Origin of the sequence: Rhizobium sp. SG2393, from assembly GCF_042610495.1 — a bacterium.
Lineage (GTDB): Bacteria > Pseudomonadota > Alphaproteobacteria > Rhizobiales > Rhizobiaceae > RU20A.
Window position 1 is genome coordinate 300,468 of the sequence record NZ_JBHGAP010000002.1, and the last position, 22,516, is coordinate 322,983.

General features: G+C 64.0%; 20 protein-coding genes. 6 read left to right on the plus strand and 14 right to left on the minus strand.

What is annotated here, in order from left to right:
* Window positions 1-103: 103 nt before the first annotated feature.
* The 3 genes from ACED18_RS10200 to mepA all read right to left on the minus strand — a co-directional run bounded on the left by ACED18_RS10200 (window position 104) and on the right by mepA (window position 2,777).
* A complete protein-coding gene (locus ACED18_RS10200) occupies window positions 104-1,123 on the minus strand; it encodes a glucokinase (protein ID WP_377291702.1) in 1,020 nt (339 codons plus the stop codon).
* Between the two features lie 111 nt (window positions 1,124-1,234).
* On the minus strand, window positions 1,235-1,618 hold the full coding sequence (locus tag ACED18_RS10205; RefSeq protein WP_377291704.1) for a methylglyoxal synthase: 384 nt from the start codon (window positions 1,616-1,618) through the stop codon (window positions 1,235-1,237).
* A gap of 94 nt (window positions 1,619-1,712) precedes the next feature.
* Window positions 1,713-2,777, minus strand: coding sequence for a penicillin-insensitive murein endopeptidase (gene mepA, locus ACED18_RS10210; protein WP_377291706.1), 1,065 nt, complete (start codon window positions 2,775-2,777; stop codon window positions 1,713-1,715).
* Between the two features lie 241 nt (window positions 2,778-3,018).
* Here mepA and ACED18_RS10215 point away from each other — a divergent pair, with 241 nt between their 5' ends.
* The 5 genes from ACED18_RS10215 (at window position 3,019) to ACED18_RS10235 (ending at window position 9,899) form a co-directional block, all read left to right on the plus strand.
* Window positions 3,019-4,878, plus strand: a complete 1,860-nt coding sequence (locus ACED18_RS10215; RefSeq protein WP_377291708.1) for an extracellular solute-binding protein — start codon at window positions 3,019-3,021, stop codon at window positions 4,876-4,878.
* Between the two features lie 163 nt (window positions 4,879-5,041).
* Complete coding sequence (locus ACED18_RS10220) at window positions 5,042-6,130, plus strand: microcin C ABC transporter permease YejB (protein ID WP_377291710.1); 1,089 nt, start codon at window positions 5,042-5,044, stop codon at window positions 6,128-6,130.
* Window positions 6,130-7,281 carry an ABC transporter permease gene (locus tag ACED18_RS10225; protein ID WP_377291712.1) on the plus strand — a complete coding sequence of 384 codons (1,152 nt, stop codon included), beginning with the start codon at window positions 6,130-6,132 and terminating at the stop codon, window positions 7,279-7,281. The genes ACED18_RS10220 and ACED18_RS10225 overlap by 1 nt, the downstream gene beginning before the upstream one ends.
* Window positions 7,278-8,927 carry an ABC transporter ATP-binding protein gene (locus tag ACED18_RS10230; RefSeq protein WP_377291714.1) on the plus strand — a complete coding sequence of 550 codons (1,650 nt, stop codon included), beginning with the start codon at window positions 7,278-7,280 and terminating at the stop codon, window positions 8,925-8,927. Before ACED18_RS10225 ends, ACED18_RS10230 begins: the two co-directional genes overlap by 4 nt.
* A 12-nt stretch (window positions 8,928-8,939) precedes the next feature.
* A complete protein-coding gene (locus tag ACED18_RS10235; protein WP_377291716.1) occupies window positions 8,940-9,899 on the plus strand; it encodes a 2-hydroxyacid dehydrogenase in 960 nt (319 codons plus the stop codon).
* Between the two features lie 55 nt (window positions 9,900-9,954).
* Here ACED18_RS10235 and ACED18_RS10240 read toward each other — a convergent pair whose 3' ends face one another.
* The 3 genes from ACED18_RS10240 to ACED18_RS10250 form a co-directional block, all read right to left on the minus strand.
* The gene (locus ACED18_RS10240; RefSeq protein WP_377291718.1) at window positions 9,955-10,809 is read right to left on the minus strand and encodes an NlpC/P60 family protein; all 855 of its coding nucleotides are present in this window, start codon (window positions 10,807-10,809) and stop codon (window positions 9,955-9,957) included.
* A 3-nt stretch (window positions 10,810-10,812) separates the two neighbouring features.
* Window positions 10,813-11,163 carry a MarR family transcriptional regulator gene (locus ACED18_RS10245; RefSeq protein ID WP_377291720.1) on the minus strand — a complete coding sequence of 117 codons (351 nt, stop codon included), beginning with the start codon at window positions 11,161-11,163 and terminating at the stop codon, window positions 10,813-10,815.
* 93 nt (window positions 11,164-11,256) lie between these two features.
* Window positions 11,257-12,651: a leucyl aminopeptidase family protein gene (locus ACED18_RS10250; RefSeq protein WP_377291722.1), complete on the minus strand. Its 1,395-nt coding sequence runs from the start codon at window positions 12,649-12,651 to the stop codon at window positions 11,257-11,259.
* Between the two features lie 160 nt (window positions 12,652-12,811).
* Between ACED18_RS10250 and ACED18_RS10255 the strand changes: the two genes are divergently transcribed.
* Window positions 12,812-13,648, plus strand: coding sequence for a tetratricopeptide repeat protein (locus ACED18_RS10255; protein WP_377291724.1), 837 nt, complete (start codon window positions 12,812-12,814; stop codon window positions 13,646-13,648).
* Window positions 13,649-13,759: 111 nt separating this feature from the next.
* Here the strand turns inward: ACED18_RS10255 and ACED18_RS10260 are convergent, their stop codons facing one another.
* From ACED18_RS10260 to ACED18_RS10295, 8 genes are all read right to left on the minus strand, one after another.
* Window positions 13,760-14,746: a type II secretion system F family protein gene (locus ACED18_RS10260; protein ID WP_377291726.1), complete on the minus strand. Its 987-nt coding sequence runs from the start codon at window positions 14,744-14,746 to the stop codon at window positions 13,760-13,762.
* A 13-nt stretch (window positions 14,747-14,759) separates the two neighbouring features.
* Window positions 14,760-15,770 carry a type II secretion system F family protein gene (locus tag ACED18_RS10265; protein WP_377291728.1) on the minus strand — a complete coding sequence of 337 codons (1,011 nt, stop codon included), beginning with the start codon at window positions 15,768-15,770 and terminating at the stop codon, window positions 14,760-14,762.
* A gap of 4 nt (window positions 15,771-15,774) precedes the next feature.
* A complete protein-coding gene (locus ACED18_RS10270) occupies window positions 15,775-17,262 on the minus strand; it encodes a CpaF family protein (protein ID WP_377291730.1) in 1,488 nt (495 codons plus the stop codon).
* Window positions 17,263-17,294: 32 nt separating this feature from the next.
* Window positions 17,295-18,584, minus strand: coding sequence for a CpaE family protein (locus ACED18_RS10275; protein WP_377291732.1), 1,290 nt, complete (start codon window positions 18,582-18,584; stop codon window positions 17,295-17,297).
* A gap of 64 nt (window positions 18,585-18,648) precedes the next feature.
* Window positions 18,649-19,335 (minus strand): CpaD family pilus assembly protein, encoded by a 687-nt coding sequence (locus ACED18_RS10280; protein ID WP_377291734.1) that lies wholly within the window; start codon window positions 19,333-19,335, stop codon window positions 18,649-18,651.
* Between the two features lie 14 nt (window positions 19,336-19,349).
* Window positions 19,350-20,897, minus strand: a complete 1,548-nt coding sequence (locus tag ACED18_RS10285; RefSeq protein WP_377291736.1) for a type II and III secretion system protein family protein — start codon at window positions 20,895-20,897, stop codon at window positions 19,350-19,352.
* 16 nt (window positions 20,898-20,913) lie between these two features.
* Window positions 20,914-21,747: a Flp pilus assembly protein CpaB gene (gene cpaB / locus ACED18_RS10290; protein WP_377291738.1), complete on the minus strand. Its 834-nt coding sequence runs from the start codon at window positions 21,745-21,747 to the stop codon at window positions 20,914-20,916.
* Between the two features lie 149 nt (window positions 21,748-21,896).
* The gene (locus tag ACED18_RS10295) at window positions 21,897-22,409 is read right to left on the minus strand and encodes a prepilin peptidase (RefSeq protein WP_377291740.1); all 513 of its coding nucleotides are present in this window, start codon (window positions 22,407-22,409) and stop codon (window positions 21,897-21,899) included.
* Window positions 22,410-22,516: the final 107 nt, after the last annotated feature.

Genomic DNA, 22,516 nt, shown 5'->3' on the forward strand with positions numbered 1-22,516 from the left:
AACAAATGGTCTTGTGCACGGGCTAAAAATGCCCGTTTTCGACCCTTGCCGCTCTATAGGCCCTCGCTTTCGCCTTGGCGAGTCCTGAGCCCCGCCAGCCCGATCAACTTCTCCAGAAGCGTCCCTCTGTTGCAACACCGAAGTGCTGCGGCGCGCGGGCGAAGGCGGCAAGACCGGCGAGAGCTGCCATGGGATGCGTCACGACGAAGGTCGGAATGGTTGCGAGCAGGGCGGAATGCGGCGCCTTATCCTCGAAGGCGATGCGGAATTCCGGGCGTTTGAGGGCGGGAAGGATCTTTACCGAGATGCCGCCCGCAAGGAACACGCCGCCACGGGCCATGAAGAGAAGCGCCATGTCGCCCGCCAGACGACCGAGATAGGTCGCAAACAGCGAGACGGTCTCCACCGCCTGCGGGTCCTTGCCGGCAAGAGCGGCCGAGGTTACGTCGGCAGGGGTTTCGAGGGTTGCTTCCTTGCGGTCCGCGGCGCAGACGGCATTGTAGATGTGCATGATGCCACGCCCGCACAGCAGCTGCTCGCCGGAGACGCGACCGTCCAGCCGCTCGATATAGGGCCAGATCTGGTAGTCGCGTTCCGTGCGCGGCCCCATGTCCACATGCCCACCCTCGCCCGGCACCGGAAACCAGGTGTGCTGCGCATGCAGGAGGCCGGCGACACCAAGGCCCGTGCCGGGCCCGAGCACGACGCGCGAAGCGGCCGGGCGGATGGCACCGGGGCCGATCTGCTCGCGGTCCTCGGCCGACAGCGAGGCGACGGCGAGCGCCTGCGCCTCGAAATCATTGATGACAAGCACGCTTTCAAAGCCGAGATCGCCGATGAGCGTCTTCGGGCGGATCACCCAGCCGGCATTGGTCAGCGGGATCTCATCGCCCTGAATCGGGCCGGCAATGGCCAGGATGGCCGTGCGCGGCTGAACCGAGGTCTTGTCGAGAACCGTTTCCTGAATGGCCGCGTCGATGGACGGAAAATCGGCGGTCTGCACGACCGGGAATTCGCGCCGCTCGGCAAAGGCATCCGTCAGAAGGGCGAAGCGGGCATTGGTCCCGCCGATATCACCGATCAGGATCGGGAAGGACAGGGTGCTGGAGAGCTCGTTGACCATTTCGGATCTCGCTGGAACCGGCGCCCGGGCGGGAGAGGCGGCGCGCCGACGTTGAACATGGACGGTCTGCCGGCACCATCGATCGCATGGCGCCGCCTTTGCGTGCGATGGTTATAAGGCCTGCTGGAAGACGATCAACTGCTCCGCCGTCGCCTGGTTGAGGGCCATCGGAATATCGTAGACGGTCGCAAGCCGCATCAGCGCCTTCACATCGACATCGTGTGGCATGGCGGTGAGCGGGTCGACGAAGAAAATCAGCATGTCCACCTCGCCGGTGGCAATCAGCGCGCCGATCTGCTGGTCACCACCAAGCGGCCCACTTTTCAGGCGCGTGACATCGAGGCCGGGGCACATTTCCAGAACGCGGCCGCCGGTCGTGCCAGTCGCCACGATCTTCATGCCGGACAGCACCGCTTCATTCCGCTTCGCAAAGGCGGCCAGATCATCTTTCTTCTGGTCGTGGGCAATCAGCGCCACGCATGTCGGACGGGTCATGACGGGTCTCCGCTTTGGCGCCAAACGCTTTCGTCTCGATCTTTCAATCGATTTGAAACCGCTTTAACGCAGGTGGCGCCAATTGGGAAGCCGTCTACTGCAGCGCGGGCCGCGCAAGAGGAACCGGCACGGAGGATGGCTGCTCTTCGGAGGTCGCGCGGATCATCGCACCGACACCGTCGGATGCAGGGGCCGGCGCGGTCACGGCGGTCCGCACAGTCGCTTCCGCCTCGGAGACCGGCGCGCCCGCCAGCACGGCCCGGCAAGCCTTTGGCAGGTCGTCCAGCGTCGTCTGCCGCGGCTTGACCGGCTTCTGGTCCTTCGGCTTGTCGGGCTTTGCCCAGGGCTCGTCGGTGAACCACCAGGCGAGCGATTTGTCGCAGCCGTCGCCTGCCGTCACGGGCTCCTGCTTGCGGCAGTTGGGCGAATCGGCCGGGCAGGAAATGCGGATGTGGAAGTGATAGTCGTGGCCGTAGATGGGCCGCACCTTGCCCATGAAGGTGCGGTCGCCGGTCCAGGTGTCGCAGAGCTTCTTCTTGATCGCCGGATTGACGAAGATGCGCTCGACCTGCGGATAGCTGGCGGCGAGCATGATCAGCTTGGCCTGATTGCCGTTCCAGACCTTGTCGTTGATGGTCAGGAACTTCTTCGGGTCCAGCATGGATGTGGCCGAAATGCTTTCACGCTCGGCGGCCGTCAACGTCCGCTGCGGCATCGGCGTCAGCCAGATGTCGGCATCGAGGCCGATCTGGTGCGATGCGTGACCGGTCAGCATCGGCCCGCCGCGCGGCTGGGAGATGTCGCCGAGCAACAGGCCCGGCCAGTTGGCCTTGGTCACTGCGTCACGCGATAACTGCTCGATCAGGGAGATCATTTTCGGATGTCCCCAACGACGATTGCGGGACAGGCGCATGGCCTGCCAGGTCGGACCATCTGTTGGAATGGCGACGGCGCCGGCAATGCAGCCTTTGGAATAGAAGCCGAAGGAGGTCGGGTTGGCGCGCACCGGCAGCTTCATCGAGCCGAAGAGTTCCTTGGCCGGCGTCTGGTCGGCGGCGTAGACGGTACCGGCGGTCGGCTCCAGAAGACCGACCAGCGTCAGGGCCGAGAAAAGCAGGGCGCCAGCGCGGGCGCCCCATGTCTTGCGTGTCTTGGTCATGTTGTCCTCATCCGCCGCCAACATCCGTCAGCCAGCCGGTGCGGTGCGCCCCGTCTCCGCTTGAGCATGCGGGCGGGGCATTGCGCCGGCCTTGAGCAGAAGGCGTTCACTGAAAATTTGGCCTGTTTTGGGGCGGGAGCGCTGGCAGCAGCCATCAATTCGCCTAGACTGATGCCTCAGTTCCTTGCGCACACGCCTGCGAACGCAGCGTCGAACACGACACGAGAGAGGATATGCCCTGATGCCGAATGCCCGTCTGTGGTCCGCTGCCAGTCTTATGATCTGTCTGTCACTTGCGGCGCCGGCTGCGGCTGCAGAGACGGAGCCGGCCTGGAAGATCGGGACCGCGACCATCGGCGCGCCGAAGTATCAGGAAGGGTTCCAGCGGTTTGACTACGTCAATCCGGACGCGCCGAAGGGCGGCACTCTTCGCCTGACGGGGCTCGGCACCTTCGATACCTACAATCCGCTGGTGGCGCGCGGCGAGCTCGCGTCAGGGATCGGCGCGCCGGCCACGCCCGGCCTGGTCTACGAGACACTGATGAAGCGCTCGATGGACGAGATTTCGGCGACCTACGGGCTGTTGGCGAAAGCCATCGCCTATCCCGAAGACTACAGCTTCGTGAAATTCCGGCTTCGTGCGGAGGCAAAATGGGAGGACGGGCAGCCGGTAACCCCGGACGACGTGATCTTCAGCTTCGAATCCGCTAAGGCCAATGACCCGAAGATCGCGCTTTACTACCAGCATGTGACGAAGGTGGAGAAAACCGGCGAGCGCGAGGTGACCTTCACTTTCGACGAGAAGGGCAATCGCGAACTGCCACAGATCGTCGGCGATCTCATCGTCGTTCCCAAGCACTGGTGGACGGGCAAGGACGCCAAGGGAACGCCCCGTGATATTTCCAAGACCTCGCTTGAACTGCCCCTGGGCTCCGGGCCCTACAAGCTCGTCTCCGCCACGCCCGGCGCCACTCTTCGCTTTGAGCGGCGCGCCGACTACTGGGGCAAGGATCTCCCGGTCAATGTCGGCCAGAACAATGTCGATGTGATCACCTACACCTATTTTGCCGATCTTGATGTCGCCTTCGAAGCCTTCCGCTCGGGCAATGCTGATTACTGGTGGGAGAATTCAGCCAAGCGCTGGGCGACATCCTATGACTTCCCGGCCATCAATGACGGACGGTTGAAGCGGGAAGTGCTGGACAATGACTACCGCGACAGCGGCGTTCTGGTCGGCTTCATCCCCAATCTGCGCCGCGAGAAGTTCCAGGACGAGCGGGTGCGCGAGGCGCTGAACTATGCCTTCGACTTCGAAGAGCTGAAGCGGACGATCTTCTACAACCAGTATGATCGTATCAACAGCTACTTCTTCGGCTCCGAACTTGCCTCCAAGGGCCTTCCGGAGGGCAAGGAGAAGGACGTGCTGGAGAGCATCAGGGATCAGGTGCCGCCGGAGGTCTTCACGACGCCCTACCAGAACCCGGTGGGCGGCACGCCGCAGGCGCAGCGCGACAACCTGCGCAAGGCGATCGCGCTCTTCAAGGAGGCTGGCTACGAGCTGAAGAACAACCGCATGGTCAATGCCAAGACGGGCGAGCCCTTCAGCTTCGAGATCCTGCTGGATGGACCGACCATCGAGCGCGTGGCGCTGCCCTGGTCACAGAACCTGAAGAAGATCGGCGTGGAAGCGCGCATCCGCACCGTCGATTCCTCGCAGTTCACCAATCGCTGGCGCTCGCGCGATTTCGACGTGATGTATAGCGGCTGGGCCCAGTCGTTGAATCCGGGCAACGAGCAGACGGAATACTGGGGCTCGGCCTCGGCCAAGCGCGAGGGCTCGCAGAACTATGCCGGCATTTCCGATCCCGGCATCGACGCCCTGATCAAGCGCATCATCTTCGCCAAGGACCGCGAGGATCTGGTCGCCACCACCAAGGCGCTTGACCGGGTGCTGCTCGCCCATCACTACGTGATCCCGAGCTATACGAGCCGGTCCTCCCGCATCGCCTACACATCGACGCTTCGTTACCCGACCCCTCTCCCTGAGTATTCGACGGGCTTTCCCGGCATCTGGTGGTTCGATCCTGCCGCCAAACCGTGAGCGCCTGCGGCACGGCAATGGAAAAACGCGCCGCCAAAGGCTATTCATGACGAATCAGAGAGGTCTGCCGCCTCCGTGGCGGACCTGGCAGAGCGGGGAACGGATCGGCGTGACATTCTCGACGGTGACGGCCGGAGCAGAACGGCCCGGAGGCGGGCGCTAGATGGCGGCCTATATCCTCAGGCGCCTGCTTTTGATGATCCCGACGCTGATCGGCATCATGGCGATTTCCTTCATCATCGTGCAGTTCGCACCGGGCGGCCCGGTCGAGCAGGTTATTTCCGATCTCACCGGGCAGAATTCCGGCGATCGCCTCGCCGGCACCGGCAACGACATCGGTTTCCAGGAATCCGGCGGCGAGGAAGCCGGCAAGTATCGCGGCGCGCAGGGCCTCGACCCCGAATTCATCAAGCGGCTGGAAAAGCAGTTCGGCTTCGACAAGTCGCCGCTGGAACGCTTCGGCAAGATGATGTGGGATTATGCCCGCTTCGATTTCGGCGAGAGCTTCTTCCGCAATGCCTCGGTGGTGGACCTGATCCTCGAGAAGATGCCGGTGTCCATCTCGCTCGGCGTGTGGATCCTCATCCTGTCCTATGCCATTTCCATTCCGCTCGGCATCCGGAAGGCGGTATCCGACGGTTCGACCTTTGATGTGTGGACCTCCGGCATCATCATCGTCGGCTATGCGGTTCCCGGCTTCCTCTTCGGCATTCTGCTGATCGTGCTGTTTGCCGGCGGCTCCTTCTTCGACTGGTTTCCGCTGCGCGGCCTCGTCTCGGACAATTTCAGCCAGCTCACCTGGTGGCAGAAGATCCTAGACTATTTCTGGCACATGACGCTGCCGCTGATCACGCTGCTCTTGTCTGCCTTCGCCACCACGACGCTTTTGACCAAGAATTCCTTCATCGACGAGATCAAGAAGCAGTATGTCGTCACCGCCCGTGCCAAGGGGCTCGGCGAGCGGCAGGTGCTTTACGGCCATGTGTTCCGCAACGCGATGCTGATCATCATCGCCGGCTTTCCCGGCGCCTTCATCTCGGCCTTCTTTACCGGGTCGCTGCTGGTCGAATACATCTTCTCGCTCGATGGCCTCGGGCGGCTCGGCTATGACGCGGTCGTCAAGCGCGACTATCCGATCGTCTTCGGCACGCTCTACATCTTCTCGCTGATGGGCCTCATCGTGGGGCTGCTCTCCGACCTCGTCTATACCTGGGTCGATCCGCGCATCGATTTCGAGCGGAGGGATGTCTGATGGCCAGCGCCACCGCCTCCGCCCTCTCACCCGCCGACGCTACGCCCGTGCGCCGTGGCCTGCGCTCGCCCGTCAACCAGCGGCGCTGGCAGAACTTCAAGGCGAACCGGCGCGGCTACTGGTCGTTCTGGATCTTCCTCGTCCTCTTCGTGCTCAGCCTCTTTGCCGAGTTCATCGCCAATGACCGGCCGCTTGTCGCTTCCTACAAGGGGGAGATGCTGTTTCCGGTGGTCGTCGACTACCCCGAAGAGAAGTTCGGCGGGTTCCTTGCTCAGACCGACTACCGCTCCGACTTCATCCGCGACGAGATCAACGCCAATGGCTGGATGATCTGGCCGCCGATCCGCTATTCCTACAGCACCGTCAACTCGAACATCCCGCATTCGGCGCCAACGGCCCCCTTCTGGCTGATGAGCAAGGAAGAGCGCTGCTCGGGCTATGCCGGCGGCGTAGAGGATCCGAACTGCGTGCTCGGCAATCTCAACTGGCTCGGCACGGACGACCAGGCGCGCGACGTGATGGCGCGGATGATCTACGGTTTCCGGATTTCGGTTCTCTTCGGCCTCGCGCTCACCATCGCGTCTGCCGTCGTCGGCGTCAGTGCAGGCGCCGTGCAGGGCTATTTCGGCGGCTGGACCGATCTTCTGATGCAGCGCTTCATCGAGATCTGGTCCTCGATGCCGGTGCTCTACATCCTGCTCATCATCGCCGCGATCCTGCCGCCCGGCTTTTTCGTGCTGCTCGGCATCATGCTGCTCTTCTCCTGGGTCGGCTTCGTCGGCGTGGTGCGTGCCGAATTCCTGCGGGCCCGCAATTTCGAGTATGTGAACGCGGCGCGCGCGCTCGGCGTCGGCAACGCCACGATCATGTGGCGCCACCTTCTGCCCAACGCCATGGTCGCGACGCTGACCTTCCTGCCCTTCATTCTCTCCGGCTCGATCACCACGCTGACCTCGCTCGACTTCCTCGGCTTCGGCATGCCGCCCGGCTCGCCGTCGCTCGGTGAAATGATCGCGCAGGGCAAGTCGAACCTGCAGGCCCCCTGGCTCGGCCTCACCGCCTTCGTGGTGATGTCGGTCATGCTGTCGCTGCTGATCTTCGTGGGCGAGGCGACCCGCGATGCCTTCGATCCGAGGAAGACCTTCCGTTGAGCCCAGAACCGTTGAGTGCCGAGACCCCTCTCCTGTCGATCCGGAACCTTCAGGTCGCCTTTCATCAGGGCGGCCACACCTCGACGGCCGTCGATGGCGTCTCCTTCGACATCGCGCGCGGCGAGGTCGTGGCGCTCGTCGGCGAATCGGGCTCCGGCAAGTCGGTCACGGCCAATTCGATCCTCAAGCTCCTGCCCTATCCGGCCGCCAGCCACCCGGCCGGAGAGATCCTCTTCAAGGGCAAAGACCTGCTGAAGGCTTCGGATGCGGACCTGCGCAAGGTGCGCGGCAACGACATCACCATGATCTTCCAGGAGCCGATGACCTCGCTCAATCCGCTGCATCCCATCGAGCGGCAGATCGGCGAAATTCTCGACCTCCACCAGGGCCTGAAGGGCGAGGCGGCGCGCAAACGCGTGCTCGAACTGCTCCATCAGGTCGGCATCCGCGAGCCGGAAAAGCGGCTCACAGCCTATCCGCATGAACTGTCGGGCGGGCAGCGCCAGCGCGTGATGATCGCGATGGCGCTTGCGAACCGGCCGGAGCTGCTGATCGCCGACGAGCCGACCACGGCGCTCGACGTGACCGTGCAGGCGCAGATCCTGACGCTGCTCAAGGCGCTGAAGGACGAGCACGGCATGTCCATGCTGTTCATAACCCATGACCTCGGCATCGTGCGCAAGATCGCCGACCGGGTTTGCGTGATGACCAAGGGCAAGATCGTCGAGACGGGCCCGACAGCGGAGGTCTTCGCCAACCCGCAGCATGCCTATACGAAGCACCTGCTGGCCTCCGAGCCGCGTGGGCGCCCGCCGGCTTCCGATCCGTCCCGCCCAGCAGTGATCGAGGGGCAGGACGTGAAGGTCTGGTTTCCGATCCGGGCCGGCTTCCTTCGCCGCACGGTCGATCACGTCAAGGCGGTGGATGGCATCGACCTGACGCTCCGCGCCGGCCAGACGCTTGGCATCGTCGGCGAGTCCGGCTCCGGCAAGACGACGCTCGGACTGGCGCTGACCCGTCTCATCGGCTCGAAGGGGCGCATCGCCTTTCTCGGTCAGGACATCGCCGGCTTCGGGCATGGCGCAATGCGGTCGCTGCGGCGGCGCATGCAGGTCGTCTTCCAGGATCCTTACGGGTCTCTCAGCCCCCGCATGCCGGTGGCCGACATCATCGGCGAAGGACTTGGCGTGCATGAGCCCGGCCTGTCTTCCGGCGAGCGGGACAGGCGCGTCGCCTCCGCCCTTGAGGAAGTGGGTCTCGATCCCGCAACCCGCTGGCGCTACCCGCACGAATTCTCCGGCGGGCAGCGGCAGCGTATCGCGATTGCCCGGGCCATGGTGCTGAAACCGTCCTTCGTGATGCTGGACGAGCCGACCTCGGCGCTCGACATGAGCGTGCAGGCGCAGGTGGTCGATCTCCTGCGCGACCTGCAGGCGAAGCACGACCTCGCCTATCTCTTCATCAGCCACGATCTCAAGGTGGTGCGCGCGCTTGCCAACGACATCATCGTCATGCGCTTTGGCAAGGTGGTGGAGCAAGGCCCGACCGAGCGTGTCGTGGCGGCGCCGTCGCAAGACTATACCCGCGCGCTGATGGCCGCCGCCTTCAACATCGAGGCCGTGCCGACCAGCCAGATCCAGCAGTAGCCGAGTTCATCCATGCCCCGCAAATCGCCCGTCATCATCGACCTCAAGTTCATTCCCGAAGAGGTCACGGCCGCGCTTGCAACGGCGTTCGCCGACCGGGAGGCGATCAACCTCGCCGACCCCGAAAATGCCGGCCGGGATCTCTCCGGCATCGATTACGCCGTGCTCTGGAAGCCGACGGCGGACCTCTTTTCGCGGGCGCCCGACCTGAAGGTGCTGTTTTCGGGCGGCGCGGGCGTCGATCACGTGCTGACGCTGCCGGGCCTGCCGGAGGTGCCGCTGGTGCGCTTCATCGACCGCAGCCTGACGACGCGCATGAGCGAATGGGTGGTGATGCACTGCCTGATGCACCTGCGCCAGCATGCGACCTATGAGGCCCAGGCGGCGCGCCGCGAATGGCGCGATCTCAGCCAGCCGGAAGCGGCCGATGTCACCGTCGGCGTCATGGGCCTTGGCGTTCTCGGCCAAGATGCCGTCGCCAAGCTCCGCGTCATGGGCTTCAACGTCGTGGGATGGTCGCGCACAAGGAAGACGATCGCGGGCATCGACACCTTCGACGGCGGCGAGATGGATGCGTTTCTTGCCCGCACCGACATTCTCGTCGGCCTGCTGCCGCTGACGGCGGAGACGCGCGGGCTCTACGATCTCGCCCTCTTCCGCAAGCTGAAGCGCGATGGCGCCCTCGGCGGCCCGGTCTTCCTCAATGCCGGCCGCGGCGGCAGCCAGGTGGAGGCCGATATCCTGACGGCGCTTGCGGACGGCACGCTGAAGGCCGCCTCGCTGGATGTGTTCGAGACCGAACCGCTGGCGGCGGACAGCCCCTTCTGGACCCTGCCGAACGTCTATATGACGCCGCATGTGGCGGCGTCGTCGGATGTGAAGGCGCTGTTTGCCCATGTGGAGCGGCAGATCGCCCGCCACGAGGCCGGCGCGCCGCTGGAGGCGCTGGTGGACCGGAAGACCGGCTACTGACCGCCTTTCTTATCGGACGGACGCCAGGACGCGCCGCATGCTTGCGCACCAGAGGTCATGGGCGGCGGTAGCCGGTCGGTTCGGCATAGAGCCAGCGGATGCGCTCGATGGCTGCCGTGAGACCTTCACGGGCCACCGTCATCGTGTGGCCATTGGCGTGCAGGATCGTATCGACATCCTCGACGATCGCGACATGGCCTTTCCAGAAGACGAGATCGCCCCGCATCAGGTCGGCGCGCTCGACCGGCGTGCCTGGACCCTTCGCCTGCATGTCGGAATCGCGTGGCGCGTCCATGCCGGCCATCATCATGGCGAGTTGCACGAGGCCGGAGCAGTCGATGCCGAAGCCGGAACGGCCGCCCCAGAGGTAGGGCGTTTCCAGAAAGCGGGCGGCGATGGCGACGTAATCGCCGGAAAGCGCTGCGGAGAGCGACGTGCAGTGGCCGGCAATGACGGCCTCGCCGTTCGCAAGCAGCAGATAGCGCGTGCCGCGCGTCTCCGCCTCCCCCGTCACCGCAAGGCGCGATCCCATGGAAAGCGCACGGCGCATGGGGAAGCGCAGGTCCGGGCCGGGATAGACGAAGCTGCGCGCGGCGGTGACGATATGGGTCGCGGCCGGCGCGGCGGCCTCAAGGGCGGTCTCCGGAAGATAGCCGACATAGTCATCCAGCCCGGATTTGACCCAGGCCCAGCCGTCGGCGCGGTCGAGCACCCTGACCGGTTCCCCGAGCAGAATCTGGGTGTCGATGCCGGCCGCAAGGTCGGGCCGGGGCCGGAGGTCCGCGACCGGAAGCGCCACGGTGGCCGGCGTGCCGTCCGTGTAGCGCTCGGCTTCCACGACGCCCTTCAGCGCCGTTTCGGCGAGATCGGGACGGTAGGCGTTCAGGCGGCGGTCGGGAAGGCTGGTCATGAGCTACACCGGAAGCTGGCGGCCGCGATCGATGATGCGATCGCCGAGCCGTTCGAGATAGAGCGCGCCCTGGACGGTGCGCTTGATGACGACGTTGCGCCGGTCCCGCTCGTCCCTGACGCGATCGACGAGCCCGAGTGCGCCCATGCTGTCGAGCGCGCGGGTGATGACCGGCTTGGTGACGCCGAGCGTGGCGGCGAGTGCCCGCACCGTGTGGGGCGGCGGCACGAGATAGATATGCAGCAAAATCGCCATCTGGCGCAGGCTGAGATCATTGGCCTCGGCCCGCACCTGTTCCAGCGATACGGCATGCCACAGGCCCAGGGCCTGTGACGGCGTCATCTCCACGGCCATGGCCTGCTTACGCTCCCTGCGAGAACGGCCCCACCCCGGGCCTACCCCATTGAACCTAGGGTGAGATCGTTACGCAAGCGTTTCGATTGCGGGTCAGTGCTTCGCCATGCCGCGAATCACGCGGTAGAGGGCGCGAATCGCCTGCGCCTCGCCGCCGATCGGGGCATGCGGACGCTCGTTCTGCGACCAGGCGAAAATGTCGAAGTGCACCCAATGCTTGGACTGCGTGACGAAGCGCTTCAGGAAAAGTGCCGCGGTGATGGCGCCGGCCATGCCGCCGGAGGGGGCATTGGTCAGATCGGCGATCCGGGCCGTCACGTCCTTCTCGTAGCCGCGATAAAGCGGCATGCGCCACAGGGGATCGTCCACCGCCGTGCTGGCCGCCGCCAGCCGCGACGCGAGATCCTCGTCGTCGGTGAAGAAGGGGGGCAGATCCGGGCCGAGCGCCACGCGGGCAGCGCCCGTCAGCGTTGCCATGTCCACCAGGAGATCGGTCTCCTCCTCGTCGGCATAGGCGAGCGCGTCGGCCAGAATCAGGCGCCCTTCCGCATCCGTGTTGTCGATCTGCACGGTCAGGCCCTTGCGGGAGGTATAGATGTCGCCGGGGCGGAATGCATTGCCGGCGATGGAATTTTCGACGGCGGGAACGAGGACGCGCAGATCAACCTTCAGCTTGGCATCCATGATCATCAGCGCCAGGCCCATGACGTTGGCCGCACCACCCATGTCCTTCTTCATCAGGAGCATGGAGGCGGACGGCTTGATGTCGAGGCCGCCGGTGTCGAAACAGACCCCCTTGCCGACCAGCGTGATCTTCGGGTGGCCCTTCTTGCCCCAGCGCATCTCCAGAAGCCGCGGCAAGCCGGTGCTGGCGCGGCCGACCGTGTGGATCAGCGGGAAGTTCTTCTCCAGCAACGCCTCGCCCGAGACGACGGAGACCTCCGCCTTGTAATGCGCGGCGAGTGCCCGGAAGACGGCCTCGAGGTCGGCGGGGCCCATGTCGTTGGTGGGCGTGTTGATGAGGTCGCGGGCGAGATAAATGCCGGCGATCTGCCGCTTGATGTCGGTGGCATCCGCATTGGGCGGGATGACGAGCGTCGGCGAGGCGATCGTCGCCTTCTTGTATCGCTCGAAGCGGTAGGCGCCGAGACCATAGCCGAGCGCCAGGTGGTCGGCCGAAAGCGGTGCGGTCTCGATATGCCACCGGCCCGCCGGCAGGGCGCGTGCGAGCTTGCCCGCAAGGAAAGGCAGCTCCAGCGGCTGTTCGCCAAGGCCGAGGAGCGCGCCGCCCAGATGGCCGTCGGAGGCCGGAACGGGCAGGACTGCGCCGCTTTCGGCCTTGAAGCCCGCCTTTCGGGCCCAATCGAGTGCGATCGGATCGATATTGCCGGCCTCAATGTCGTGCGGTGTGACTGCAAAGACGGGCAGGGTCCCGGCGCCGCCGGCGTCGAAGGGCGTGGAGCGCTCGATGAACTGGAAAGGGATCATTTTCGGTTTCCTGTGCTGGCTTTCCCGGCGGGAACAGACCTCGGGAGAACGGCCAATTAACGCTCTGTTAGGGTTAACAGATTATTGCTGGAGCGAAGATTGCGCCGATCACGTTCCCTTCCGTGCGGCGCCCGGCGTTTTGCTTCAAGAGGCCCGAACCATGTCCGCACCGGAAATCCGCCCTGCCTTTCTCCGGCAGCTCTCGAAGGGCACGGCAATCGTTCTGATCGCTGTTGCCGTATCGGCATGCTCCACGACCAGGAAGCCGCTGACAACCGGTTCGATCGCATCATCGCCGGCCGTGACGCGCTCGCTGGACGGCATGAGCGCGACGGAACTGGCAGGCGCCGAGCGCACGATTGGCGCGGCCTACGAGAAGAATCCCAAGGATCGCAATACGGGCCTGCAATATGCCAACGTGCTGCGCATGACCGGGCGCAATGACCAGGCTCTGGCCGTGATGCAGCAAGTCGCCATCAACTATCCGACCGACCGCGAGGTGCTCGCCGCCTATGGCAAGGCGCAGGCCGCGGCCGGACAGTTCGAGCAGGCCTTGCAGACCATTGGACGCGCGCAGACGCCTGATCGGCCCGACTGGCGGCTGATGTCGGCCGAAGGCGCCATTCTCGACCAGCTGGGTCGCTCGCAAGAGGCACGCGACCAGTATCGCAAGGCACTCGACATCCAGCCGAACGAGCCTTCCGTCCTGTCCAATCTCGGGATGTCCTACCTGCTCACCAAGGACCTGAAGACGGCGGAGACCTATTTGCGTTCCGCGGCAGAACAGCCGGGCGCCGACAGCGGCGTGCGCCAGAACCTCGCACTTGCCGTCGGCCTGCAGGGGCGTTTTGCCGAAGCCGAAGCCATCGCCCGCAAGGAACTCAGCCCCGATCAGGCGGAGGCGAATGTCGCCTATCTGCGCGGCATGCTCTCCCAGCAGAACTCCTGGCAGAAGCTCGCCGCCAAGGACACGCCCGAGGCCGGCAACACGAACTGAACTGATCCGAGAGGCCTTACCAACAACGAGAAAAACGGGGCGTCGGCAGCGGCGCCCCGTTTTTTCTTCTGATCGATTGCTTTGGTCAATCGGAGACGCGGCGTCCGGCCGTCAGAACTTGTCGGCCACCTGGATACCGGCGGGGCCAAGGATGACGGCGATCAGCACGGGCAGGAAGAACAGGATCATCGGCACCGTCAGCTTGGGCGGCAGGGCTGCGGCTTTCTTCTCAGCCTCGTTCATGCGCTGGTCGCGGCTTTCCTGAGCCAGAACACGCAGCGCAGCAGCAATCGGCGTGCCGAAACGATCGGCCTGGATGAGCGCCTGGGTCACGGCCTTGACCTCTTCCAGGCCGATGCGCTGGGCGAGATTGTCGAGCGCGGTGCGGCGGTCGGGCAGGAACGAGAGCTCGGCCGTCGTCAGAACCATCTCCTCGGCAAGCTCGGTCGACTGGGAAGCGATTTCATCGGCAACGCGACGCATGGCCAGTTCCATGGAAATGCCGGACTCGATGCAGATCAGCATCAGATCCAGGGCATCCGGCCAGGCGCGACGGATCGAGGCCTGGCGCTTGCCCATGGTGTTCATGACAATGATGTTGGGCAGATAGAAGCCGAAATAGCCGAAGCCGAGAACCGCGAGCAGCCGAACGCCGAACGCCTTGTCGGCGAGGTAGCCGAGCACGAAGACGTAGAAGGCGGCAATGGCGAGGAAAAGGAAGGGCAGAGCAAACCGCGCGAACAGGAACGTGTTCGTCGCGCTCTGGGAGCGGTAGCCGGCCGCCTTGAGCTTGTTGGCCATGGAATCGTCGAGGAGAGCCTTTTTGAGGTTCAGCCGTTCGACGATCTGACGGACCGAGCCGTTGCCGGACTGGTTGCGCAGGCTGCCCTTGTTGGCGGTGTGCTCGGCATTGAGGCGCGCGCGCTCGCGGGCACGGATCATCTCGCGTTCGGACGCCACCGCCTTCATGCGCTTGTTGAGGTTGTTGCCGCCGAGCAAGGGAGCGGCAAGCGACAGGACCGTGGCGAGGACCGCAACTGCGACGAAGAGCGCCAGCATGGCCTTCGGATTGAGCATCGATGTGATGAGCGCTTCCATGGTTCCGGCGTCCTCAGATGTCGAAATTGATCATGTTGCGCATGACGAGGATGCCGATGCTCATCCAGACAGCGGAGCAGGCCATGATCACGTGGCCGCGCCAGTCCGTAAACAGGATCGTCATGTAGGCCGGAGACGTCATGTAGACGAGAAAGGCGACGATGAAGGGCAAGGCGCCGATGATGACCGCGGAAGCCTTTGCTTCCATGGACAAGGCCTGCACCTTCGCTTTCATCTTGCGCCGCTCACGAATGACCTTCGCCAGGTTGGAAAGCGCTTCGGAAAGGTTACCGCCGGACTGGCTCTGAATGGCGATCACGATGGCAAAGAAGCTCACCTCCGGCAGCGGCATCGTCTGGTAGATGCGCGCGCAGGCATCCGGCACGCTCATGCCGACCTGCTGCGATTCGACGATCTTGCGGAATTCGGACTTCACGGGCTCGCGGCCCTCGCTGGCAATCAGCTTCAGGGCATCGCTCAGCGGCAGGCCGGACTTGATGGAGCGGACCATGACGTCGAGCGAGTTTGGAAACTCGTCGAGAAATTTCTTGCTGCGGCGCTTGATGAGAAACTTCAGGGCGAACCGCGGCAGTCCGAGCGAACCGACGATGAAGGCACCGAGTGCCACAAAAATATTGCCCGTGAAGATGAAGGCGAACAGAAAGAAGGTAAACCCGAGCCCCACGGAGATCATGTAGAACTTGCCGGGCGTGATCTGGATGCTCGCGCGCTGGAGCGCCGTCTTGAGATCCATCTTTCGGGAGACGGCCTTCTCTTCCTTCTTCTTTTCCAGTTCACGCAGGGAATCCTGCACCGACTTTCGCCGCTTCGAGAGTTCGGCGACACGGTCGCGCGCTGCCTTGATCTTCGTCCGGTCCGTTTCTGCGGTGCTGACGCGGCGCACGCGGTTTTCCGCCTTCTTCTCCACCTCGATGCGGGAGAAGAGGAAGGTGTAGGCGAGGCTCGCCGCGGCGATGGCGGACAGGAGGATGATGGCAAGGACGGCGGGCTCTAGACCGAACATGGCGCTACTTCTTCTCCATGGCATCGAGAACCGACGCCAGGCGCCGGTCCTCATTGAAGTAGCGGGCACGATCCCAGAAATGCGGCTTGCCGATGCCGGTCGAGACATGGCGGCCGATGATGTTTCCAGCCGCGTCTTCGCCTTCCATTTCGTAGCGCATGAGATCCTGCGTGATGATCACGTCGCCTTCCATACCCACGACTTCGGTGACGTGGGTGATGCGGCGGGAACCATCGCGCAGGCGCGAGGCCTGGATGATGACATCGACCGATCCGGCGATGATCTCGCGCACGGTCTTGGCCGGCAGGGAGTAGCCGCCCATGGCGATCATCGATTCGATACGGTTCAGGCATTCGCGCGGGTTGTTCGAGTGGATCGTGCCCATCGATCCGTCGTGACCGGTGTTCATGGCCTGCAGGAGGTCGAAGACCTCCGGGCCGCGCACTTCACCGACGATGATGCGTTCGGGACGCATACGCAGGCAGTTCTTGATCAACTCACGCATGGTGATCTCGCCTTCGCCTTCGATGTTCGGCGGGCGCGTTTCGAGGCGGACCACGTGGGGCTGCTGAAGCTGCAGTTCGGCGGAGTCTTCGCAGGTGATGATGCGTTCGGTGCTGTCGATGTAGCGGGTGAGGCAGTTCAGCAGCGTCGTTTTACCCGAACCCGTGCCGCCGGAGATGATGATGTTGCAGCGGACACGGCCGATGATCTGCAGGAGCTCGGACCCTTCCGGCGTGATCGAGCCAAAGCGGACCAGCTGGTCGAGGGTGAGCTTGTCCTTCTTGAACTTGCGGATGGTGAGCGCGGTGCCATCGATGGCGAGCGGCGGGGCGATGACGTTGACACGCGAACCATCGGGAAGGCGGGCGTCGCAGATCGGGCTCGATTCATCGACGCGGCGGCCGACCTGGCTCACGATGCGCTGGCAGATGGAGAGAAGCTGCGCATTGTCCCGGAAGCGGATTTCGGATTCCACCATCTTGCCGGCGACTTCGATGAAGGTCTGGCCGGCACCGTTGACCATGATATCGGCGATGTCGTCGCGCGCGAGCAGCGGCTCAAGCGGCCCGTAGCCGAGCACGTCGTTGCAGATATCCTCGAGCAGTTCCTCCTGCTCGGAGATCGACATCGCAAAATTCTTGATCGTGATGATGTCGTTGACGATGTCGCGGATTTCCTCGCGCGCGCTCTCCGTATCGAGCTTGGCGAGTTGCGACAGGTCGATCGTATCGATGAGCGCCGAGAAAACCTGCCCCTTGGTTTCGTAGTACTGCTCGTTGCGCGCCTGGCGCCGGCGCGGCTGGGATGCGGACACACCCGACGGGGCAGCGGAGGGTGCGGTCGGCGCCGTCGGCGCGGTGTCACGCGGGGTTTCACGCAGCGAAGGCCCGCTGACCCGTTCCGCAACCTTGGCCGTCGCCAGTGGCACGGCCGCAATGACTGCGGGCGCGGTCTTGACGGAGCTGTCGTTTCCTCGTTTGCCGAACATGATCTTCTTCCAGCTTTCGTTTGTGCCCGGCGTTACTTGCGGGCCAGCATTCCCAGAACCTTGCCCAGACCCGCCCGACGGATCTTCTTGTTGGTCGCCCGCCCGGTGAGCAGATGGGCGAGCTGGGAAAAGGTTTCGGCAGCGGGTGCCTTCTTGTCGACTTCGGCAATCATCCGACCGGAGTTTGCAGCGTTGCCGAAGAGTGCCGCGTCGAATGGCAGGATGGCGGCGGGCTCGACTTCAAGTGACTTGCAGAAGTCTTCGACCGCGATTTCGGGCCGCTTGGGCACGCCGACCTGATTGAGCACCAGATGGGGTGGCTTGTCGTTCTCGCGCAGGCGCTTCAGGGAATCGAAAAGATTCTTGGCATTGCGCAGGTTTGCAAGATCGGGCGTTGCCGTGATGACGATTTCGTCGGCTTCAGACAGCACGCGACGGGTCCATTCCGACCAGACATGCGGCACATCAAGAACGGCGATCGGGGCGGCGCGCTGGAGGATTTCCATGATCGGCGTGAAGGCCTGCGGCTCGATATCGTAGGCCCGGTCGAGCATGGATGGCGCTGCGAGCATGGAAAGATGATCCGAGCAGCGGGCCAGAAGACGATCCAGGAAAACCTCGTCCAGGCGTTCGGGCGAGTAGACCGCTTCTGCGATCCCCTGCGTCGGGTCCTGATCGAAGTCGATATTGGCGGTACCGTAGGGCAGGTCGAGATCGGCCAGAATCACCGCCGTCGAAAAGAGGCTGGAAATGCCCCAGGCGCAGTTGTGCGCGATCGTCGATGAACCGCTGCCACCCTTCGCACCGATGAAGGCGATGGACCGGCCGAGCGGTTCGGTTTCGGGATCAACGAAGATGTTGGAGACGACCTGGAGGATGTCGGCAATCGACACGGGTCCGACCATGTATTCGGAGATGCCGTTCCGGATCAGCTCGCGGTAGAGGCGAATGTCGTTGTGCTTGCCGATGATGATGACCTTGGTCGAGGCATCGCAGACTTCGGCCAGGGGTGCGAGCTCGCTCAGAAGGTTGCGCGGCTCGACGGTCGTTTCCAGGACGATGAGGTTGGGGGTCGGCATCTGCGCGAACATGGCGGCGGCGGCGGCAATCGTGCCCTTGTTGACGCGCAGCGTGACCTTCGCCATGCGCCGGTCCTTGCCGAGCGTGTCGAACAAGGACTGGACGCCATCGCTCTCGCAGAAGGCATGGATCGAGATGCGCGGCAGCGGTCTCACCGTGTCGAGATCGCCGGGGCGCGTCGTGTCGAGGGCCATGTCGTCTGGCCGCCCACCGCTTCCGATCTTGTAATCAAACGTGGTCATCTTCTGTTCCTGCCGTATCCTGCTGCCGTGCGGGTCCCGCGGCGTCCGTTCTGGACGGATGCTGCTATTGCAATCCGCTCGTGCGGTAGTCGTTGATGACGAGGTTGCGTTGTTCGGCGTCGACCGGCGACATGACCCGCGGCCCCAGAAGGTCGGTGGGGCTGACCACCTGGGCGGCCAGGTTGGCCTGCGTCGCGCAGCCGAAATTGTAGTAGTTCTGGTTTGTCGATGTCTTGATCGCCAGGTCTTCCGGCCATTCGCCGCAGGGTGCGGTGCTGGCCTTGATGGCGGTGTAGGACAGGCGAACCGGTGCGGCGTCGCCGGATGCGCCGGCCTCGTAGCGCAATTCAACGATACGGTTTGCCGGGACGCCACCGGAGACCAGCGCGGCGCGGATCTCGCGTCGCAGGCGCTGGACGGCGGCCGAGTTCGGTGCTCCGCTCGGCAGGATCACCTGCACGACGCTCGACGCCGTGGTGTGGTAACGCGATGCAAAACCGCGGATCAGATCGCGCGTCGCAAGCTGAAGTCTGACATCGCCTGAAGAGATCGGCACGTCGACGGTGCTTTCGCCTTCGGCAAGCACGATCGGATGGCGAGCGCGGTAGTCGTCGGGCACGGCGCCGGTGGACAGGCGATCCGGCTTGGGCGCGCAACCGGCAAGCACGCCTGCGGCCATGGCGCAGGCAAGCACGGCGGCCCATGCCGGAGCCCGGACCTTACCGGTGGTCTCGATCGATGAGGTGCTCATGGGTGCGATCCTGTTCACTTGTAGATGAAGCCGACATTGCCGTGATACTGACCGGCCGGTGCGGTCCGCTCCTCGCGGCCATAGAGGCGGTTGACCTGGCCGAGGAAGAAGCCGGCCACATCGTTCGGCGCGCTGAAGTTGTCGTCCGGGCGCGACAGTTCGGACCGTGCGACCGGGCGCACCAGGTACGGCGTGGCAATAATGACCAGCTCGGTCTCGTTGCGGATGAAGTCGCGCGAGCGGAACAGCGTGCCGAAGACCGGGATCTTGCTGACGCCGGGCAGACCCGACATGGCCTGGCGGATATTGTCCTGCACGAGGCCGGCGATGACGATCGAGCCGCCGGAGGGCAGTTCGACGCTGGTCGATGCCTCGCGCTTGCGGATCGAGAGATAGGTCTGGCCGGGCACGTCGCGCTGCGTGTTGCCGTTGACGACGGAGCCTTCAAACGTCGGTTCGGAGACGTTCGTCTCGATATTGAGGCTGATGCGGCCCGGGCCGAGCACAACGGGCTTGAAGTTCAGCTGGATGCCATACTCCACGGTTTCGACACCGCGGCTGAGCTCCTGCTGCCCCGTATCGGCATTGGTGGTGATTTCCTGGCTGCTCGGCAGCCGGTATTCGCCGCCGACGTAGAACTTTGCCTGCTGGCCGGAGATCGCCGTCAGGCTTGGCTCGGCGAGTGTCCGCATGACGCCGGCCTGCTCCATCGCATTGACATAGGTCTCGATGCTGGCGCTGCCGATCGTGCTCAGCACGCGCGATGCGAGCGGGTTGATGGCATTGCCGAGGTTGGTCGGGTTGCGGAACGCGATCTGGTCGTTGCCGCGCCCGAGAACGCCGGAGAAGCCAAGCTGCTTGAGAACCTGGCGACTGACTTCGGCGACGGTCACCTTGAGCGTCACCTGGTCTTCGCCCTGGATCTTCAGCATGTTGACGATCTGGGACTGCTGGCGGCTTTCGGCGAAGATGTCGCCCGTGCCGCCTTCGGAACCGGAAACCGTGATGTTGCGGGTCGTCGCCTCACCGCCCTTGATGAAGGCGCGGGCCAGTGCGACTGCCTGTGCGGCGTCCTGCGGCGTCTGTACCGTGCCGGTCAGGACGATGTTGTCCGAGACGATCTCCACCTTGATGTCGGAATCGGGCAGGAAGCGGCGCAGGTTGGACTCAAGGCCCGTGATGTCGCGCTCGATCTCGATCTCGAGGCTGACGATTTCCTGTCCGCCGGTGCCGAAGACGAAGATATTGGTCTGGCCGACCGTCTTGCCGAACAGGTAGATGCGGCGCGATGTGCGCGTCACGGCATCGGCGAGTGTCGGGTCCGCGACCAGAATATCATGCGCGTCTTCAGGCAAGTCGATAACGACCGCCTTGTTCAGGCCGAGCTTGATGCGCTGACGCGCCCCGGGACCGGATTCGGTGATCCGGATGACGGAATTGGCGGCCTCGGCGAGCCTCACGCCGAAACCCGGCATGGCAACCGGACCGATGCCGGAAAAGCCGATGCAGAAGGAGAGGCTTGCGGCCAAAAGGTTTCGGGCATTTCGTGCGATGATGTTCACGGTCGGCTCCGCAGGCTTACTGCATCGTGGGGGTGGGCGTCGTGGGACGTGCGGCAACGGGCTCCGTCTTCGTGATCGACCCGGACTTGATGACCTGGATGGCAGGGGCGTCCTCGCCGCTCAGGAGGTAATCGGCGGCGGCGGTATCGGGCTCCTGGGCGTCGGCGACACTGCGAAGCACGAGCGACAGGCGGTCGGCCATCTGTTGTGCGACTGTGATGACCTTTGCCTGGGCGGGCGTCAGTTCAAGCGTCGCCGTGGTGCCAACGACGGCCTTCTGGCCATCCTGCTGCTCCTCGATCTGCTGGTCGATGGCCAGCACGCGGACATTGCTCAGGACGGTTTCGGTGGAGAAGGAGGTCATGTCCGCGCCCTTGCGGACCATGATCACATCCACGCGGTCGTTTGGCAGGATGAAGCCACCAGCGCCGGTCGCAACGGTTATCTCCGTGGCGACGGCGCGCTTGCCGGCCGGCAGGAGAGCGGACAGGGTGCGGCCCGCACCGTCCGCAATCTTTTCCGCGCGGATCGGCTCACCTTCGAACATCGGCAGGCGAACGATCACGCCTGCCAGGTCCGTGATGGCCTGCGGGCGCGATTCCTCGGTAATCAGGCCATCGACCAGACCGCCCTTCGGCCACGCAATCCAGTGCATGGCGCCGGCATCCAGACGAGATCCCACCGGAAGGCTTTTGCTGGCCACCAGGACGTTGATGACCGGCTCTTTCTGCACGACCGTCTCGGCGACAACAGGCGCATTGCTCTTGGAAGTGAGGTTCACTGCCAGCAGGCCTGCCATTCCGGCCGAAAGGACGGCTACGGCGAGGATGATGATGCGCACCGGTTTCATGATCTGTTCCTGGCGGGTCCACTGTTCTGTCCCGCAGGTTGATCAGGAATTGGTGTAATTATGGTTAACAACATCCTTAAGCGGATGGTTAACGGATGATTTCACCGCGCTTCGCGCCCATGGCAGGAGCGTAAGCGGAGCGGGACGGCCTAGATCGCGCCGGTCATCAAGGGATGCATGAGCGGCGAGGCGGCGTAGGTCATCAGCCCACCACCGGCAATGGCAATGCCATAGGGGATTTTCTCTGCGTTCAGAAGCATGGCTGGCAGCGGAAGACGCGTGGCTGCGATGAGAAGTCCCTGCGACCGGATGATCAGGATGATGATGGTCAGGAAGCCGCCCAGGAGTGCGGTTGTCGACAGGAACTCGATCAGAGAGGTGTTGTAGCCGTACCAGAGCGCCGCGGCCGTCAGGAGCTTGGCGTCGCCGCCGCCCATCACATTGATCGCAAAGAGCGCGAAACAGCCGGAAAACACGATCAATGCGGCCAGCAGGTGATAGCCGATGTCGGCTGCGCCAAAGCCCGACAAGGGGGCGATGACAAGGAAGGACGCGATCAGGACGAGGCTGATACGGTTGGGGATCGTCATCGTCAGGAGATCGTTGACGGCTGCAAAGGCAAGGCCGAGCGGAAAAATGACGAAAATCGCGGCGGTCAACATGAACCGTAACCCCATCCCTTCAGGAAACCAGTCATCTGGGAACGGCGAGGCCGCCCTCCAGACAGAGAGCGGCCTTGCAAGCCAGGATGCCGACGCCCTGCGTTGCG

Excerpts from the sequence above, each read along its gene's own strand:
- cpaB (WP_377291738.1), bottom strand. The coding sequence starts at position 21,747 with ATGAAACCGGTGCGCATCATCATCCTCGCCGTAGCCGTCCTTTCGGCC.
- ACED18_RS10265 (WP_377291728.1), bottom strand. The coding sequence starts at position 15,770 with ATGTTCGGTCTAGAGCCCGCCGTCCTTGCCATCATCCTCCTGTCCGCC.
- ACED18_RS10270 (WP_377291730.1), bottom strand. The coding sequence starts at position 17,262 with ATGTTCGGCAAACGAGGAAACGACAGCTCCGTCAAGACCGCGCCCGCA.
- ACED18_RS10205 (WP_377291704.1), bottom strand. The coding sequence starts at position 1,618 with ATGACCCGTCCGACATGCGTGGCGCTGATTGCCCACGACCAGAAGAAA.
- ACED18_RS10250 (WP_377291722.1), bottom strand. The coding sequence starts at position 12,651 with ATGATCCCTTTCCAGTTCATCGAGCGCTCCACGCCCTTCGACGCCGGC.
- ACED18_RS10275 (WP_377291732.1), bottom strand. The coding sequence starts at position 18,584 with ATGACCACGTTTGATTACAAGATCGGAAGCGGTGGGCGGCCAGACGAC.
- ACED18_RS10215 (WP_377291708.1), top strand. The coding sequence starts at position 3,019 with ATGCCGAATGCCCGTCTGTGGTCCGCTGCCAGTCTTATGATCTGTCTG.
- ACED18_RS10240 (WP_377291718.1), bottom strand. The coding sequence starts at position 10,809 with ATGACCAGCCTTCCCGACCGCCGCCTGAACGCCTACCGTCCCGATCTC.
- ACED18_RS10280 (WP_377291734.1), bottom strand. The coding sequence starts at position 19,335 with ATGAGCACCTCATCGATCGAGACCACCGGTAAGGTCCGGGCTCCGGCA.
- ACED18_RS10235 (WP_377291716.1), top strand. The coding sequence starts at position 8,940 with ATGCCCCGCAAATCGCCCGTCATCATCGACCTCAAGTTCATTCCCGAA.
- ACED18_RS10260 (WP_377291726.1), bottom strand. The coding sequence starts at position 14,746 with ATGGAAGCGCTCATCACATCGATGCTCAATCCGAAGGCCATGCTGGCG.
- mepA (WP_377291706.1), bottom strand. The coding sequence starts at position 2,777 with ATGACCAAGACACGCAAGACATGGGGCGCCCGCGCTGGCGCCCTGCTT.
- ACED18_RS10245 (WP_377291720.1), bottom strand. The coding sequence starts at position 11,163 with ATGGCCGTGGAGATGACGCCGTCACAGGCCCTGGGCCTGTGGCATGCC.
- ACED18_RS10220 (WP_377291710.1), top strand. The coding sequence starts at position 5,042 with ATGGCGGCCTATATCCTCAGGCGCCTGCTTTTGATGATCCCGACGCTG.
- ACED18_RS10295 (WP_377291740.1), bottom strand. The coding sequence starts at position 22,409 with ATGTTGACCGCCGCGATTTTCGTCATTTTTCCGCTCGGCCTTGCCTTT.
- ACED18_RS10225 (WP_377291712.1), top strand. The coding sequence starts at position 6,130 with ATGGCCAGCGCCACCGCCTCCGCCCTCTCACCCGCCGACGCTACGCCC.
- ACED18_RS10255 (WP_377291724.1), top strand. The coding sequence starts at position 12,812 with ATGTCCGCACCGGAAATCCGCCCTGCCTTTCTCCGGCAGCTCTCGAAG.
- ACED18_RS10200 (WP_377291702.1), bottom strand. The coding sequence starts at position 1,123 with ATGGTCAACGAGCTCTCCAGCACCCTGTCCTTCCCGATCCTGATCGGT.